The organism is Empedobacter falsenii (assembly GCF_013488205.1).
Classification (GTDB): domain Bacteria; phylum Bacteroidota; class Bacteroidia; order Flavobacteriales; family Weeksellaceae; genus Empedobacter; species Empedobacter falsenii_C.
Genome location: NZ_CP040908.1, coordinates 962,319 through 978,594, shown reverse-complemented (window position 1 = coordinate 978,594; position 16,276 = coordinate 962,319). Strand labels below are relative to the sequence as shown.

General features: G+C 31.4%; 17 protein-coding genes. 10 read left to right on the top strand and 7 right to left on the bottom strand.

The genetic code is table 11. The annotated features are described in order from the left end of the window. Window positions 1–145: 145 nt before the first annotated feature. Together FH779_RS04615 and FH779_RS04610 are read right to left on the bottom strand one after the other, a co-directional pair. Window positions 146–2,191, bottom strand: a complete 2,046-nt coding sequence (locus FH779_RS04615; protein ID WP_244958025.1) for a M16 family metallopeptidase — start codon at window positions 2,189–2,191, stop codon at window positions 146–148. A gap of 14 nt (window positions 2,192–2,205) precedes the next feature. Further along, window positions 2,206–3,528, bottom strand: a complete 1,323-nt coding sequence (locus FH779_RS04610) for a M16 family metallopeptidase (protein WP_180906235.1) — start codon at window positions 3,526–3,528, stop codon at window positions 2,206–2,208. Between the two features lie 221 nt (window positions 3,529–3,749). Here FH779_RS04610 and FH779_RS04605 point away from each other — a divergent pair, with 221 nt between their 5' ends. From FH779_RS04605 to FH779_RS04585, 5 genes are all read left to right on the top strand, one after another. Beyond that, window positions 3,750–4,553 (top strand): sulfite exporter TauE/SafE family protein, encoded by an 804-nt coding sequence (locus FH779_RS04605; RefSeq protein WP_180906234.1) that lies wholly within the window; start codon window positions 3,750–3,752, stop codon window positions 4,551–4,553. Between the two features lie 8 nt (window positions 4,554–4,561). Next, window positions 4,562–5,149: a methyltransferase domain-containing protein gene (locus tag FH779_RS04600; protein WP_180906233.1), complete on the top strand. Its 588-nt coding sequence runs from the start codon at window positions 4,562–4,564 to the stop codon at window positions 5,147–5,149. A gap of 137 nt (window positions 5,150–5,286) precedes the next feature. Continuing rightward, complete coding sequence (locus tag FH779_RS04595) at window positions 5,287–6,726, top strand: MBL fold metallo-hydrolase (protein ID WP_180906232.1); 1,440 nt, start codon at window positions 5,287–5,289, stop codon at window positions 6,724–6,726. 78 nt (window positions 6,727–6,804) lie between these two features. Continuing rightward, a complete protein-coding gene (locus FH779_RS04590) occupies window positions 6,805–7,317 on the top strand; it encodes a hypothetical protein (RefSeq protein ID WP_180906231.1) in 513 nt (170 codons plus the stop codon). A 34-nt stretch (window positions 7,318–7,351) separates the two neighbouring features. Beyond that, window positions 7,352–7,870 (top strand): hypothetical protein, encoded by a 519-nt coding sequence (locus tag FH779_RS04585; protein ID WP_180906230.1) that lies wholly within the window; start codon window positions 7,352–7,354, stop codon window positions 7,868–7,870. A gap of 19 nt (window positions 7,871–7,889) precedes the next feature. On the opposite strand, the gene FH779_RS04580 is transcribed toward FH779_RS04585, so the two are convergent. Further along, window positions 7,890–9,131 carry a glycosyltransferase gene (locus tag FH779_RS04580; RefSeq protein WP_180906229.1) on the bottom strand — a complete coding sequence of 414 codons (1,242 nt, stop codon included), beginning with the start codon at window positions 9,129–9,131 and terminating at the stop codon, window positions 7,890–7,892. A gap of 98 nt (window positions 9,132–9,229) precedes the next feature. On the opposite strand from FH779_RS04580, the gene FH779_RS04575 reads away from it, so the two are divergent. Continuing rightward, window positions 9,230–9,631 (top strand): hypothetical protein, encoded by a 402-nt coding sequence (locus tag FH779_RS04575; RefSeq protein ID WP_180906228.1) that lies wholly within the window; start codon window positions 9,230–9,232, stop codon window positions 9,629–9,631. Between the two features lie 70 nt (window positions 9,632–9,701). Further along, on the top strand, window positions 9,702–10,283 hold the full coding sequence (gene miaE, locus FH779_RS04570; RefSeq protein WP_115001228.1) for a tRNA-(ms[2]io[6]A)-hydroxylase: 582 nt from the start codon (window positions 9,702–9,704) through the stop codon (window positions 10,281–10,283). Between the two features lie 42 nt (window positions 10,284–10,325). On the opposite strand, the gene FH779_RS04565 is transcribed toward miaE, so the two are convergent. Beyond that, on the bottom strand, window positions 10,326–10,706 hold the full coding sequence (locus tag FH779_RS04565; protein ID WP_180906227.1) for a hypothetical protein: 381 nt from the start codon (window positions 10,704–10,706) through the stop codon (window positions 10,326–10,328). 5 nt (window positions 10,707–10,711) lie between these two features. Further along, complete coding sequence (locus FH779_RS04560; protein WP_180906226.1) at window positions 10,712–11,356, bottom strand: MgtC/SapB family protein; 645 nt, start codon at window positions 11,354–11,356, stop codon at window positions 10,712–10,714. Window positions 11,357–11,465: 109 nt separating this feature from the next. Between FH779_RS04560 and FH779_RS04555 the strand changes: the two genes are divergently transcribed. The 3 genes from FH779_RS04555 (at window position 11,466) to FH779_RS04545 (ending at window position 13,681) form a co-directional block, all read left to right on the top strand. Then, window positions 11,466–12,497, top strand: a complete 1,032-nt coding sequence (locus FH779_RS04555) for an Atu2307/SP_0267 family LLM class monooxygenase (protein ID WP_180906225.1) — start codon at window positions 11,466–11,468, stop codon at window positions 12,495–12,497. A gap of 70 nt (window positions 12,498–12,567) precedes the next feature. Continuing rightward, on the top strand, window positions 12,568–13,230 hold the full coding sequence (locus FH779_RS04550; protein ID WP_180906224.1) for a DUF2490 domain-containing protein: 663 nt from the start codon (window positions 12,568–12,570) through the stop codon (window positions 13,228–13,230). 112 nt (window positions 13,231–13,342) lie between these two features. Beyond that, window positions 13,343–13,681: a DUF6150 family protein gene (locus FH779_RS04545; protein ID WP_180906223.1), complete on the top strand. Its 339-nt coding sequence runs from the start codon at window positions 13,343–13,345 to the stop codon at window positions 13,679–13,681. A gap of 34 nt (window positions 13,682–13,715) precedes the next feature. On the opposite strand, the gene FH779_RS04540 is transcribed toward FH779_RS04545, so the two are convergent. Both FH779_RS04540 and FH779_RS04535 read right to left on the bottom strand, forming a co-directional pair. Beyond that, window positions 13,716–13,910 carry a hypothetical protein gene (locus FH779_RS04540; RefSeq protein ID WP_180906222.1) on the bottom strand — a complete coding sequence of 65 codons (195 nt, stop codon included), beginning with the start codon at window positions 13,908–13,910 and terminating at the stop codon, window positions 13,716–13,718. Between the two features lie 590 nt (window positions 13,911–14,500). Continuing rightward, window positions 14,501–16,201, bottom strand: a complete 1,701-nt coding sequence (locus tag FH779_RS04535) for a ribonucleoside-diphosphate reductase subunit alpha (RefSeq protein WP_180906221.1) — start codon at window positions 16,199–16,201, stop codon at window positions 14,501–14,503. Window positions 16,202–16,276 lie beyond the last annotated feature (75 nt).

The window sequence follows — 16,276 nt, the reverse complement described above, 5'->3', positions numbered from 1 at the left end:
ATTAAATATAATTTTTAAAACCTAGACGTTAGAGAAATCTATATTAAATAGATTCTTAGAAGAAGCTTATATTTTATAAAACTAAAAAAGGCAATCCAAAAACTCGGATTACCTTTTTAATTTGAAAAATATTTAAAAGAATTGTTTATTTAAAATCTGTGTCAGAAACGTTTTTATTAATTTCTGTTGTATCAATAACAATTTTGATCGTTTGCTGACCTGTTTCCGTTATCATTTCAGAAGGCATTAATATTCCATCAAACGTTTTATATCCTTTGTTAATTGTCGTTGCAATCATATCTCCTTGTGGAGATTTCATTTTTTGCTCAGATTTCATTAACAAACCTGTTTTTACATCATAAAAATCAGTACGATCAATATCAGCAGCAACAACTTTATAATACTCAACTCCATTTTCAGAAACGATTCCTTCTACTTTAGCTGTTTTATAACCCTCTGACAAAGGTGTAAATAATGAATTTGTCTTAAACAAAGGAGCTGTCATATCTGCTGGTAAATCCATTTTTTGACCTGCTTGAGACATATAACCTTTTTGACCATCAAAAACTTGTTTAATAGTCATTCCCATAATCGTGAATTCAGTTGCAGTTTTATTAGGTGCCGCATTTTTTATGGCATAATCTCCACTCATTCCCATTGTCTCAATTTTTCCTTTTTGAGCAATCGATTTTACAGCTTTCACTTTGTCCGCACCACCAATAGCTTTAAAATAATTATCTGTAATTTGAGCGACAGTAACTGTTGTAGTTTTTGCACCAGAAGTTGGTTTATCTATTTTATTTCCGAAAGAATCGTAATAATTAACTGGGTAGCCTAATTTTTCTAAAGCTGGAGCAATTTGCTCTAATTTCCCTGTTACATTGATTTTTGCTTGATCTGGACGGAAATATTTTTTCGAAACTCGTAAAACATCATCAATTGTTACTGCATTAATATTTTTGATATAATCTGCATAAAAACTATCTGATAATTGATTTGTTTTTTTAGTTAAAGCTTGACTCGCAACTGTAGAAGGACTTTCTAAAGTCAAAATAAAGTTTCCTAAGAATTTCGCTTTTACATCATTCAACGTTTGTTGATCAATTTTGTTTAACGTCATTCCTTTGATTTCTTTCATCGTCTCAACAATTGCAGAATCAGTTACTTCATTACGAACAGTTGCATTAGTATTGAAACGCCCAACGTAACGAGAATCAGAAACTCCTCCACGTGCTCCATATGTCCAACCATGCGCTTCACGAAGATTCATATTCAATTTTGAATTGAAATCTCCTCCTAAAATAGATGACGCAATTAACGCTGCATAATAATCTGGATCTTTCTTTGTCAACTGAACTGGATACGAAACCGAAACCACAGATTGCACTGCATTCGGCATGTTAATCGCATTTAATTCCGTTTTTGTAACTTCTTCTACTTTTGGAAATGCTGGAATATTTAATTTTCCTGTTTGCCAAGAATCAAAGTTTTTCTCCGCCAATGCTTTTACATCTTTTGTCGAAATATCTCCAACAACAATCAAATAAGCATTGTTTGGTTTGTAGTAGGTATTGTAGTAATCCTTCACATCTTGCAATGTAATTTTCTCAATTTGGGCTGGTGTATCAAATTCTGAGAAAGGATTATTTTTTCCGTAAACTAATATATTCGAAACGCGAGATGCTGCAGCTTCTACAGATTTTTCGTCAGCTTTTAAACCTTCGATGTAACGTTTTTTAACATCAGCAAATTCACTTTCGGTAAAGTTTGGATTCATAGCTCCATCAGCCATATAACCAAAAATCTCGTTAAAGTATTTAGTCAAAGAACTTGCAGAAGCTCCTTCTTCCCAAAAATTAACGCGAGCACCTAAAAACTCAATACGCTTATTGAAATCATCTTTGGATTTTGTTTTTGTTCCTGTTCCCAACATTTCGCCTAACAAAGACTCTGCTCCTTTTTTTGCACCTAATGCAAATGGAGGATTATCGATTGTTAATGTCGCAGAAACTCGTGGTAATTTATGATTTTCAACAACGATAACTGTTAAACCATTTTTTAATTTGAATTCGTTCGATTTTCCTAAATTAACCGTTGGTGCTGGACCTGGTTTTGGCATTGGAATCGCCACTTGTGCATTTAAGCTAACTGCCATAAAAGCGATTGCAAGAGATAATATTTTTGTTTTCATAATTCGGTTGTTTTTTATTTTGCAGCTTTTTTAGATTCTGGTAAATAATGAATAATTACACGTTGGTTTTTGTTTAGATACTTTTTAGCAACATTACGAATATCCTCTCTTGTTACAGATTGATAAATTTTCAATTCTTCGTTGATTTTATTTGTATCTCCGCCCAACATATAAGCATCCGCTAAAGCATGTGCAATGTTTTGAACACCCGATTTTGAAGCCACAAAACTATTTTCAATTCCATTTAAGATTTTTTGGTAATCCTCTTCAGAAATCAAATTTGTTTGAACTTTTTCTATATCTTGTTGTAAATCTCCTTCTAATTTATCCAAAGAAACTTCTCCTTGTGGTAAAATTCCGATTGAATAAATTCCGTAATCTTCCATTTGACGATTGAAAGCAAAAATTTGTAATGCTTCTTTTTTCTCGTCAACATATTTTTTATATAAAACTGATGATTTTCCACCTGTTAAATAGCTTGATAACATTTCTAATGCATAAGCATCTTTTGATTTGTTATCTGGCGTACGATAATTAATCGCCAATAAAGGAATCTGAATATTTGCATCATATTCTGTTGCACGAATTTCTGATGTAATTGGATCTTCCTTTACAACCGTTTTCACAACATCTTTTCCTCTTGGAATTACACCAAAATATTTCTCAATTAATTTCTTTGCTTCGTCTTTATTAAAATCACCCGCAACAACTAATACAGCATTGTTTGGCACATAAAAAGTTTGACTAAAGTGTTTGAAATCATCTAATTTCGCATTACTTAAATCCTCAAAAGAACCAATTACACTCCAACGGTAAGGGTGTTTTTTGAAAACGTGAGGATTAACTGCTTCTCCGTACGAAAATTTACCATAAGGTTGATTGTCTAAACGAGAACGTTTTTCTTCTTTTACAACTTCTTTTTGTGTATCGACACCAATTTGATTGATAATTGGTTGACGCAAACGATCAGATTCCATCCATAATCCTAATTCTAAATTATTTGATGGAAAAGTTTCGTAATAATATGTTCTATCTGTTGTTGTATTCGCATTGTTAGAACCTCCGTGAGAAGAAACAATTTTGAACCATTCCCCTCTTTTGATGTTCTCTGTTCCTTCGAATAATAAATGCTCAAAAAAGTGTGCAAAACCTGTTTTACCAACTTGCTCATCTTTCGAACCTACGTGATACATAACACCTGTTGTAATAACTGGAGCAGAATTATCTTGATGAAGGATAACATGCAATCCGTTTGGTAGAGTATACTCATCAAATTTTATTTGCTGACCAAATAACGCTGATCCTGCAAATAAGATAGACATAAAAATTTTCTTCATTTAGTAGTTTTTAAGTTTTTTATCTATTATGCTTATGTAACATTAGTAGCAGTTTTTTTGAAAATGTTACACCAAATTTGCATAATAATTAAAAAAAGTAAAATAATACACGTCTATTGATTTAGTAGGCATTTGTATTAATTTACAACAATATTTCATAATATACCTATAGTAATTGTTATTGTATTTGCTATAGATTTGTAAAAATCGAGAGAAAAAAAATGGATTTTATAGAGTTTTTTGGTTTTGTAGGCGCCTTCTTCATCGGACTAATTATGGGAGTTCTTGGTGGTGGTGGATCTATTTTAGCCGTTCCTATTTTAGCGTATATTTTTCATTTCGACGAAAAAATTGCTACTGCTTATTCATTATGCATCGTTGGATCAACAGGATTGATTGGAGGAATAAAGCAAGCTTCGCAAAAAATGGTTGATTGGAAAGTCGTTTTTCAATTTGGATTACCAGCTGTTGTTGGAATTACATTGGTTCGGGCATTTTTAATTCCTGCTCTACCAAGTAATTTATTTTCTATAGGCGATTTTATCGTCACACGTCGAATGGCAATGTTTGGTTTATTCGCTATTCTAATGGTTTTCGCAGCTATTTCTATGCTAAAAGGCAAGAAAGAAGAGCAAATTGATCAGAAAAATGATAAGCTAAATCCTGTTTTATTAATTCAAGGATTTTTAATCGGAGGATTAACAGGAATGGTTGGTGCTGGCGGAGGTTTTTTGATTGTTCCGGCATTAATGATGGTTGCAAAATTAGATATGAAAAGAGCTTCGGCAACTTCATTGGTAATTATTGCCATCAATTCACTTATCGGATTTTTTATTGGTGATGCTTTACACATCAAAATTGACTGGAGTTTCTTGAGTGTTTTCATTGGAATTTCTATGGTTGGAATTCTTGTCGGAACCTACATCAACAAATTTTTACCGGTACAATTTCTAAAGCGAACATTTGCTATCTTTATTATTTTAATGGCAATTTTTATGTTCATCGAAGAATTTATAATTCAATAATTTAAAGTATGGAACTGAACGAAAATTTTTGGAACGATAAATACACCACAAATCAAACTGGTTGGGATTTAAAAGCTCCTTCTACTCCGCTAAAAGAGTATATCGATCAATTAGAAGATAAAAATATCCGTATTTTGATTCCTGGTTGCGGAAATGCTTACGAAGCAGAATACCTTTTGGAACAAGGTTTTACAAATATTACGTTGATTGACATTTCGGAAATTGTAGTCGAAAAAATTAAAGAAAAATTTAAACATAATCCCAATATCAAAGTTCTTCATCAAGATTTTTTTGAGTTAGATGGTGAGTTTGATTTGATTTTAGAACAAACTTTTTTCTGTGCGTTAGATCCAAAATTACGTCAAAGTTATAGCATCAAAATGAATGAACTACTAGCCGAAAACGGAAAATTAGTTGGTGTATTATTCAACAGAGAATTCGGAAATGACACGCCGCCTTTTGGAGGTGATAAAACTGAATATCAGACGTATTTCAACGATTATTTTGATTTCAAAGTCATGGAAAATTGTTACAATTCTATTCCACCAAGAGCAAAAACTGAATTATTTATTAATCTAAAAAAGATTGCCAAATAACCTATGATTTCATTCATAAATTTTAGGCTAACTATCAATCTTATTTGAGTTTAAATAGAAGAAAAGTATCAGAATTCATCCATCAGAGGAAAATTCTAAATTTAAATATTTGTATTTTTACACACTAAATCATTCTTATGAAAATTGAACAAATTTACACCGGATGTCTTGCGCAAGGTGCTTATTATATAGAAAGCAATGGTGAAGTTGCAATTATTGATCCGTTGAGAGAAACACAATCTTATATCGATCAAGCGACAAAAGACAATGCAAAAATCAAATACATTTTCGAAACGCATTTTCATGCAGACTTCGTTTCTGGACATGTAGATTTAGCTCAAAAAACTGGTGCTACAATTATTTATGGTCCAACTGCTGAACCAAATTTTGATGCACACATCGCAACTGATGGCGAAGTTTTTTCTTTAGGAAATATAACTATTACAGCTTTACACACGCCAGGTCATACAATGGAGAGTACAACGTATTTATTGAAAGATGAAAACGGTAAAGATTATGCAATTTTTACAGGAGATACTTTATTTATTGGTGATGTTGGTCGTCCAGATTTAGCTCAAAAATTAAATACAGATTTAACGCAAGAAAAATTAGCAGGTTATTTATTTGATTCTTTACGAAACAAAATTATGCCTTTAGCTAATGATATTATCGTATATCCTGCACATGGAGCGGGTTCTGCTTGTGGAAAAAACATGAGTAAAGAAACTTTTGATTCGTTAGGACATCAAAAAGAAGTGAATTATGCTTTGAATCCTACTATGACAAAAGAGGAATTTATTACTGAATTAACTTCAGGATTAATGCCTCCTCCATTCTATTTTCCAGAAAATGTGATGATGAATAAATTGGGTGTTGAATCTTTGGATGTAGTGAAAGAACGTGCGAATAAAGCTTTATCTCCTGACGAATTTATTCAAGTTGCGGAAGATACAAATGCTTTAATTTTAGATGTTCGCGACCCGCAAACTTTCGCAGCAGGATTTATTCCAAATTCTATCAATATCGGAATTAGAGGAAATTTTGCACCATGGGTTGGTACATTAATTACAGATATCAAACAACCAATTTTGTTAATTGCAGAAATTGGTGAAGAAGAGGAAGCAGTAACACGTTTGGCTCGCGTCGGATACGACAATGTAATCGGATTTTTGAACAATGGTTTCCAAGCTTGGGTTGAAGCTGAAAAAGATTTCGATGAAATTGTTTCGGTTTCTCCAGAAGAGTTTGTAGAGTTAGTTGACGAAACTGAATTAAAAGTTTTGGACGTTCGTAAACCAGGTGAATACGAAACTTCTCACGTAGAAGGTGCAATTACAGCTCCATTAGATTTTATCAATGAATCAATGAAATTAATCGATCCAGAGGAAACCTATTTAGTACATTGTGCAGGAGGATATCGTTCGATGATTTTTACTTCAATTTTACGCGCTCGTGGTTACGAAAATTTGATTGACGTTGCTGGAGGTTTTGGTAAAATAAAAGAAGTTGAAGGTGTTAAAATTGTAGAAGGAACTTCTCCTTGTCAATCAGGAAATAATTCTTGTTCAACGAAATAAACAATTTATTTTAAATAATAACGTTATAGCCTTGGGATAATCAAGGCTTTTTTTATATTCGTCATCTAAATTCATCCAATGAAAAAATTGTTATTCATCGCCTCTCTTTTTACATGTATTACCGCTTTTGCTCAACAGAAAATACATGGAGCTGAATCATTTGCGTTAACTATTCCGAAAGATTTTCAGCGTACAGTTGGGTTAAATGATTATGCAACTATTCAGTTTGAAAGTCTTGCTCCAAAGCCAAATTCGTATGGTTTTGTGATTTTTGAACACAAAGATGAATTAAAATTAGCAGATTCTAATTTGGATATGATTGATTATACGCTAAATTCTATCGAGCCATATAAAACACAAAAAGGGTTTAATTACATCAAAAAACCTTATGTTGCTTACGAACAGGGATTCAATTATGCCTATACCGAATTTGAAACAAATGATCCCGAATCTGGACATATTTATTTCCTACAAACTGTAATCGAAACGAAAGAATTTGTCTATCAGATTTTACAATATTGCAGTTTCGAAAATCAAGAAATAATGAAAAGCGATTTTGTCAAAATTGTAAATAGCTTCAAAGTAGAATAAAACTTATAATTTTTTAAAAAAAACAATACTTTATATGAAGAAAATTTTATTGGCTTTTACGCTAATGTTATGTCTTATGAACAATACAAATGCGCAGTCAACAATAATTGGCTCTGAAACTTTCTCTGTAAATTTACCAGCTGGATATCAGCGAACAATTGGTACAAATGATTTTTCTATAGTACAATGGGAAAATAACGACAGTACAGCTTATGGTTTTATCATTACTGAAAATATTGATGAATTAAAACTAGGTAATATTTCTGATGATTTAGCTTCTTACATGGATATAACGGTTTCAAATTATTCTAGTAATCCTAAGTTTAAATCTTTAAATACAAAACAATTTAAAACAAGTAAAGGAAAAGAAACTTTTCAAAAACAAATTAGTTATTACAATGAAGAATTAGAGTCTAATGTTTATCTACAAATCAATATTTTTAAGACAAAAAATTTCATCTATCAAGTAGTCAATTTTGGTAGTGACGATTTCTTAAAAAATTCAAAAGAATATACAGATTACATTATCAATAATATCGATTTACCTCTTTAAAAATCATAAAAAAACCTTCCTATTTCGGAAGGTTTTTGTTTTTTTGTTCTATCCAAAGTGACATATATTTTGTACTTTGATGATGATGATGTTGCAAAATTTGACCAATAAAATTTAGATTTCGATGTTGGATTAAATTTGCTTCAATCGATTTAATTTTCTCTAAAAAATCAGTTTCAAATTTAGTTTTATTGTAATTTTCGTTCAGAATTTTGACTCCATTTTGTTGAGCAATTTTCCACTCTTTCTCATTATTGTAAAGCAAAACAGCTTTCTCTACAAACGCTTCAAAATCATCTTCTACAAAGCCATTCCAATCAAAATTACCTTTCATTGCTTCTGCTCCAATCGTCGTTGTAACCGAAGGCGTTCCGGTTTGAATCGCATCTACAAACTTTCCTTTTACACCAGCACCAAAATTAATCGGCGCCAACAAAACTTTGTAATTTGACATCGTTTCTTGTGCATTTTCAGCTCTATTTTTGATAAAAAATCGTTCGGAAGGATTATTTAATTGCAAAACTTTTTGCGTTGCATAAGCACCATAAATATGTAATTCAGCTTTTGGAAGTTTCTTTCTCAAAATTGGCCAAATTTCTTTTTTTAAGGTTTGAACACAATTAAAATTAGGTTCATGAATAAAATTTCCGATAAACATAAAATGTTCTCTTTCTTCAAAATTTTTCCAAGAATAGATTTTTTCTTCTGTAATTTCTTCTTCTAAAAAAGGCAAATAATACAAGATTTTTTCATCAATTTTAAATTGATTTTGTAGAATTTCTATTTCCTTTTTCGAAATTATCAATGATAAATCACAACGTAAAATTGAAGCAATTTCTCGTTTTGCTAAATCTGAAAACAATATATCTTCTGTAAATTCAATTCCTTTTTTGGTTGCTTCTTGTCGCGCATTTCGTAGAAAATGTAAATCTTCTGTATCCAAAATTTTCAACGCATTTGGACATTCTTTCGAAACGCGCCAACCATATTGTTCTTCAATCATAAAACGATCAAAAAGAACAATTTCGGGATTTAATTCTTTGACAAAATCATCAAAACTTTCATCATTTAACTGAATTTCAACTTCTTTTACACCTTTCGAAATCAAATCAAAACTATAATCAGATTTTGAAGCAGCGCACGCAAAAGTTATCTCAAACTCAGCTTTTTTGAAACAATCAATTAACTGAATCATTCGAGTTCCTGCCGCAGAAGAAGTTGGTTCTGGCCAAACTTGACCGATGATTAAAAGTTTTTTCATCCCACAAAATTACGCTTTCTGTTTGTTAATCGGAAGATTAAATATTATGCGCCCAATTGGCTTATTTTAATGTAAATTTGCAGCTAAAATTATATAAAATGTCTTATCAAACTGTTTTTGAAGAATTTTTCGAGCAAGTAAAATCAAGTATCAAAGAAGGAACTTTTGCAAAATTGACAATGGCCAAAACTATTGGAGATACTGATCTTAAAAATATTTTTGTTCGTTTACATCTTTTAGAAAATAATGAGTACAATTTTGCCTTCACTTTTCGTTATAAAACTGAAGAAGTTGAGCAATTTCATAGTGTTGACCAGACTTTTTTAATTTTGAGTTCTTACATCAAAAATCCATTTACAAACGCTTTATTATTTACAACTGAAAAAGATTTGATTTTTAAAGTGAACAAAAAAAATGCAGCAAGTTTAACGGAACAAGCACCAACTTTCAAACATGCATCGGATGTGATGTTAGAAATGATTGAAAAGAAAATCATTTAATAGACGATTTTTCACATTCAATCTTTAAACAATATAATTTCGTAAATTTGGACTTAATATTTTTCGAAAAATGCTTGGATTAAAACTTTTGACAGACCCACGTTGGGCTGATATTGCGGAAAGAAATTTAGAAGAAATTTTAACAGATCATGCGTGGTGTGAGCAAAAAGCGGCAACAAACGCGATTACAATGATTGCGTATAATTCTGAACATGACGAATTTATTCAAGAAATGTCAGATATTGCCATCGAAGAAATGCAACATTTCAAAATGGTTGTAGAAATTATCGAGCGTCGTGGATACAAATTAGGTCGCGAGCGCAAAGATGATTACGTTGGTCAGTTGATGAAATTTTGTAAAAAAGATGGTTCTCGTAATATGGCTTTTGTGGATCGTTTGTTATTTGCAGCGATGATTGAAGCCAGGAGTTGTGAACGTTTCAGAACATTATCTCAAAATATTAATGACGAAGAATTAGCAAAATTTTACTATGATTTGATGGTTTCGGAAGCAAATCACTACACAACTTTCTTAAATTTTGCTCGAAAACTTTCCACTGATGTTGATGTGGACAAACGTTGGAAAGAATGGTTGGATTTTGAAGGAAATTTGATTCAATCTTACGGAAATAAAGAAGCAATACACGGATAGAATTTAGATAAAAAAGTGAAATCAAGGTTTGATTTCACTTTTTTATTCGACATAAATCAATCGACAAGGAACGTCCAAATCTTCCGTCAAATAATAACTACAACACAAGCGATGATAACCATCTGCAATGATTAATTCGTTTGCAGATCGCACCAATAAAATTGGAGAAAGCTTTTTATTTGCTTTTATTTTTTTGAAATTCTCTTGAACATGCCTATTCTCCAAAGGAAGTAAACTCAATTTACTCGCTCTGAAAATATCTTTGGATTTTTTTATGATTGTTTCGGCTTCCGATAATTTTTGAGCAAGTGAAGCAGCTATTTCAGGCTTAAAAATTAACTCCAAATAATCTTGCGCAGCAGGAAAATCGTGGTCTTCTGGTTCATCTAACCAAATATTTTTGTCATCTGTTAGGTTTATCATTCTAATTAAAATTGATAGGTTTTTATAATTTTATCATCTAATAATTGTTTCATCAACATTTTATGTTGTTTACTTTTACCTCTAACCAACCAAGTTGTAGAAACATTTCCATCTGTAGCATGTTGCTTAGCAACCGAAAATTTTAAATCAAATTTTTTAAATAATGTTTGGCAATATTCATATTCCTCTTTCGACTTTGTGAGAATTGTATAATTTTTAATTTTATGGTAATCATCAATATAATTTTGAAGATAAGTTAATCCAACCAAAATAATCAAAACGATAACACTTCCCAATAAACCTAAATAGACATAACCCGCGCCAATACACATTCCCAACGACGCGGTCGCCCAAATAGTAGTTGCGGTCGTAATTCCTGCAACTTTATTATCGTCCTTAAAAATTACTCCGGCTCCTAAAAATCCAATTCCCGTAATAATATTTGCTGCTAATCGATCTGGGTTTCCTACTCCAATTCGGATCGAAAGAATTGTAAACAAACAAGATCCAAAACTAACTAAAATGAATGTTCTTAATCCGGCAGATTTGTTGCGATATTCTCTTTCCGTACCGATCAAAACGCCAATTATAATCGATATACAAATTAAAATCAAATCATTTTGAACCGATTTTGCTAAAAATTCTTCCATAACAGAATATATACATTAATTAAATATACAAATTTGATATTTTATTAACTATCCTACATCAATTTAAATCTAAAATTCTATACGTAAATTTGACTAAATCTAAAATAGTATGGAATTAGGAATAGGAATGTTTGGCGATCTACATATTGATTCTAAAACTGGTTATACGCAAACTCCTCAACAACGTATGAGCGAGATTATAGAAGAAGTAAAATTGATGGACGAAATTGGATTAGATTTCTTTGGAATTGGAGAGCATCATCGTCCTGATTATGCAGTTTCATCTCCAGAAATTATTTTGGCTGCTTTGTCTACAGTTACAAAAAATATTAAGTTGGGAAGTGCCGTTTCTGTCATCAGTTCTACAGATCCTGTAAAGTTATATCAAGATTTTGCAAGTGTTGACAATTTATCGAATGGTCGTGCTGAAATTATGGCTGGACGCGGTTCATTCATCGAATCTTTCCCTCTTTTCGGTTATGATTTAAACGATTACGATGCTCTTTTTGATGAAAAACTTCGTTTACTTTTAGATTTAAATAATAACGAAGTAATCAATTGGCGCGGAAATTTTAGAATGCCAATTATTAATCAAAGTGTTTATCCAAAACCTGTGCAAGAAAAACTACCTATTTGGATTGCTGTTGGCGGAACAAAATCATCAATTGTACGTGCTGCAACATTAGGTTTACCTATTATTTTTGCGATTATTGGAGGCAATCCAGCCGATTTTAACTATCTGTTCGAAATTTATAAACAAGTTTATATCGAAAATGGTCATGATATTAAAACGATGCAAATTGGCGTTCACATGCACTCTTTTTTTGGAGAGGATAGCGAAAAAGTTGCTGAAGAATATTTTCCAATTTATGGTGCACAAATGAATAGAATTGGAGCAAGTAGAGGTTGGCCAAAATATACAAAACCACAGTTTGACTATGGACGTTCTACGAATGGACATTTGATTGTTGGAGACGCTTCTTTAGCGGTTGATCGTATTTTGAAATATCAAGAAATGTTTGGTTTAACTCGCTTTTCTGCTCATATGGATGTTGGAGCACCAAATCATTTGGATATGATGAAATCTATCGAAATTTTTGGGAAAGATATTTTACCAAAAGTTAAAGAGGCAACAAAATAAATTTTAAATATACTGACAAAAGACACGAATCGTTTTCGTGTCTTTTTTTATTTTCGTTAAAATTGAATGAATGAAGAAAATATTAGCCAGTTTTATTGTTTTAGCCAACTTCGGTGTACAGGCGCAAGAAAGTAATTTTAGGACTTGGAGTACCTTAAATATCAATCAAAAAATCAATAAAGATTTTAATTTTCAATCGGATATACAATATCGTTCGTACGAAGATTTAGATCAATTACAACAACTTTTGATTCGAGGAGGAATAGGATACAATTTAACCGAAAATAACAATACAATTTTAGCTGGTTACGCCTACATTCAAAACAGAACTCCTACTGCTACAGATGATTATGCTCATAGTCACGAACATCGTTTGTATCAACAATTTAATACAAAACATGCGTTACAACGTTTTAATTTTGCGCATCGATTTCGTGTTGAAGAACGCTTTTTAGAAAATGATACACAATTTAGATTTCGTTATCAATTGACTGCAACTGTTCCGCTAAATAATGCAAAATTAATCGAAAATACTTGGTATTTGAAAGCGTATGACGAAATTTTTTTACAAGCTGTAAAAGACAAAACGTTTGATAGAAATCGACTTGGTTTAAGCTTTGGATACGTTATTTCGCCAACTTTTAGTTTGGAAGCTGGTTATATGCTTCAAAGTCAGAAAACATCGCATACCGATCATTTGATGATTGGATTGACGATTAATAATCCGTTTTAGATTTTAAGAAATAACGAAAACTTATGTAATCGATTTTCTATTTAATGGTAATTCTTTTTAATTTTTGTTCTGAAATAGTTTATCTTAGTTAACTTGATTTACACTTAATTATATGAAAATTTCACTAAGTCTTTTAATAACATTTCTACTTTTTTCTGCACAAACAAATGCACAAACCGTCTTTAGTGTAAATCTAAAAAGTAAGGCTGATGTAAAAGTATTTGTGGTAAAGACAGAAGCACAAGCAGATTTGAAAGTTTTCAAATTAAATTCTTCTTCCAAAGCAGACAGTAACAACGGAAAATTGTTTTTCACAAAATATGAAAGTCAAGCAAAATTCAACATCTATTTTGTAGATTTAGCCAGTCAAGCAGATGTAAAAGTATACTTTGTGAAATATGAAAGCCAAGCTGGATGGCGAAACAAAAGTAAAATGTATTATTTTTATTGATGAATCAATAACTTTATTAAAAATAGCTTACTAATTACTCTATAAAATAAGACCAGGCTATATCAAATCTTCCTCGTCTTTCTGCTACTTTAAGCCTTTCTCCTTCAAAACTTGAGTAATATTTTCTATAATCTACTTTAATCTCTTTTTCTATAAATGTATTGTTCCAATCTTCAATAATTAAATAATAGTTTGTTCCTCCTTTTACTCTATATTCTTTTTTTTTCAAAATTTGAGTTTCATAAATTTGAGGAGCCGATCTATCATACTTACAATTAATGAATATGACAGAATAAAAAGAAAATACTTCGATTAATATTATGATAAAAACATTATAAACGAAAATTTTCTTGTTGCAAATCAATATTTTAAATTGATTTAAATAATAGATTGTTAAAATTAATAACGCGATAACAATGGAAGGAATCCATACATTTTTATAATCTAAAACATTAAAATCTATAGCGGTTCTAATGATTAACCCAAAACAAGAGCACATAAAACCTATAGAAATTGTTGGAAGATTTGGTCTAATTTCAGGCTCGATTGAGATCAAACCTCGATAATATCTAACTAAAATGATGCAAAAAATAGGATAAACAAAAGATAAATAAATTAAAATTTCATTGAAAAGCTGAGAAACGAATGTACTCAAACCTAAAATGCATCCAATAATATTAATTAATAAAGCTGTTCTTCTCAACAACTTTAAATCAGTAAATTTTTGTTCGATAATAATTAAATCTAAAAATTCATAAAATCTAAAAATCCGCTCAATGAGCGGATTTTTAGATTTGTAATAACATATATCATTTCCTATTAAGCCTCACAAGAAGAACAAGAAACTAAGTTTGCAACTAATTCCTTAGAAACTGATTGTGAACGTTGATAGTACAATGTTTTAACTCCTAATTGCCAAGCTTCGATCATCAAACGGTTAACTTCCTTCACAGGTAAATCTGGTGGAATATTTAAGTTTAATGATTGCGATTGATCTACATATTTTTGACGAATCGCTGCTTGTTGAACAATTTCTAATTGAGAAATTTCTTTGAATGTTTTGAATACATCTTTTTCCTCTTTTGTCAATTGCTCTAAATGTTGCACAGATCCTCCATTCAACATGATTTCGCGCCAAATATCCTCGTTATCGATTCCTTTTTCACGTAATAATCTAGTCAAATATTTATTCTTACGCATAAAGTTACCTTTCGATAAACCTGCTTTGTAATAATTAGAAGCAAACGGCTCAATTCCTGGAGAAGTTTGTCCTAAAATTGCAGAAGAAGATGTAGTTGGCGCAATTGCACAAGTTGTTGTGTTACGACGTCCGTAACCTTTTAAAACTTCTGGTTCGCCATAAATACGTGCTAATTCTTCCGAAGCTTTATCTGCTTTAGATTGAATATGCTTGAAAATTTCTGTTGTACGTAATTTCGCTTCCATTCCTTCGAAAGGAATCATGTTGCGTTGTAAATAAGAGTGCCATCCTAATACACCTAAACCTAATGCACGGTGACGTTTTGCAAAACGATTAGCAGACTCTAAATAATGATTTCCTTCTGTTTTTTCAATGAATTCTTGTAAAACTGCATCCAAGAAGAAAATTGCTAAACGTACTGCTTCTGTATCTTTCCATTCGTCGTATAATTCTAAATTCATAGAAGATAAACAACAAATAAATGATTCGTCCGCAGATGAAGGCAACATAATTTCTGAACAAAGATTAGAAGCATTAATTGACATTCCTAAATCTTTGTAAACCTGTGGTTTATTTTTATTTACATTATCTGTAAAGAATAAATATGGTAATCCTTTTTCTTGACGAGACTCTAAAACTTTCGCCCAAATTTGACGTTTATCCGCATCTCCATCAATCATTTCTTGCATCCAATAATCTGGCACACAAACACCATAAAATAAATTCTGAATTGAACTTCCGATCGATTTAATTTTCAAAAATTCTTCGATATCATCATGGTCAATATCTAAATAAGCAGCAAAAGCTCCACGACGTGTAGAACCTTGAGAAACCACATTCATCGCCGAATTGAACAATTCCATAAACGAAACAGCACCACTACTCTTTCCGTTATCTGTAATTGCTGCTCCACGCTCACGCAATTCACCAAAATAACCAGAAGTACCACCACCGATTTTAGTTTGCATGATAACTTCTCCTAATTTATGCGTAATTCCCTCGATACTATCTGGAATATGAACATTGAAACAAGAAATTGGTAAACCACGCTCTGTTCCCATGTTTGCCCAAATTGGAGATGATAAACTCATCCAACCTCTTTCTATCATTTCTTTGAAAGATTCTTGCAATTCTGGTTTGTATAAACGCTTTGCAGCCGCAGCTGTAATACGATCTATAGCTCCTTCAACTGTTTCTCCTTTCAATAAATAACCTCTATTCAAAATTTGTTCAGATTCAGAGTTTTTCCACCATAATTTTGGTGCTTCACCGTCAAAAAATATGTTTTGAATGTCGTCGTGTGGTATTGGATTCTCCATAGCTTTAGAATTTATAATGATGTGATATTGTTAAATAATTTTATTTATAGTTGTGTTTTTGATGAAAAGTTTCGG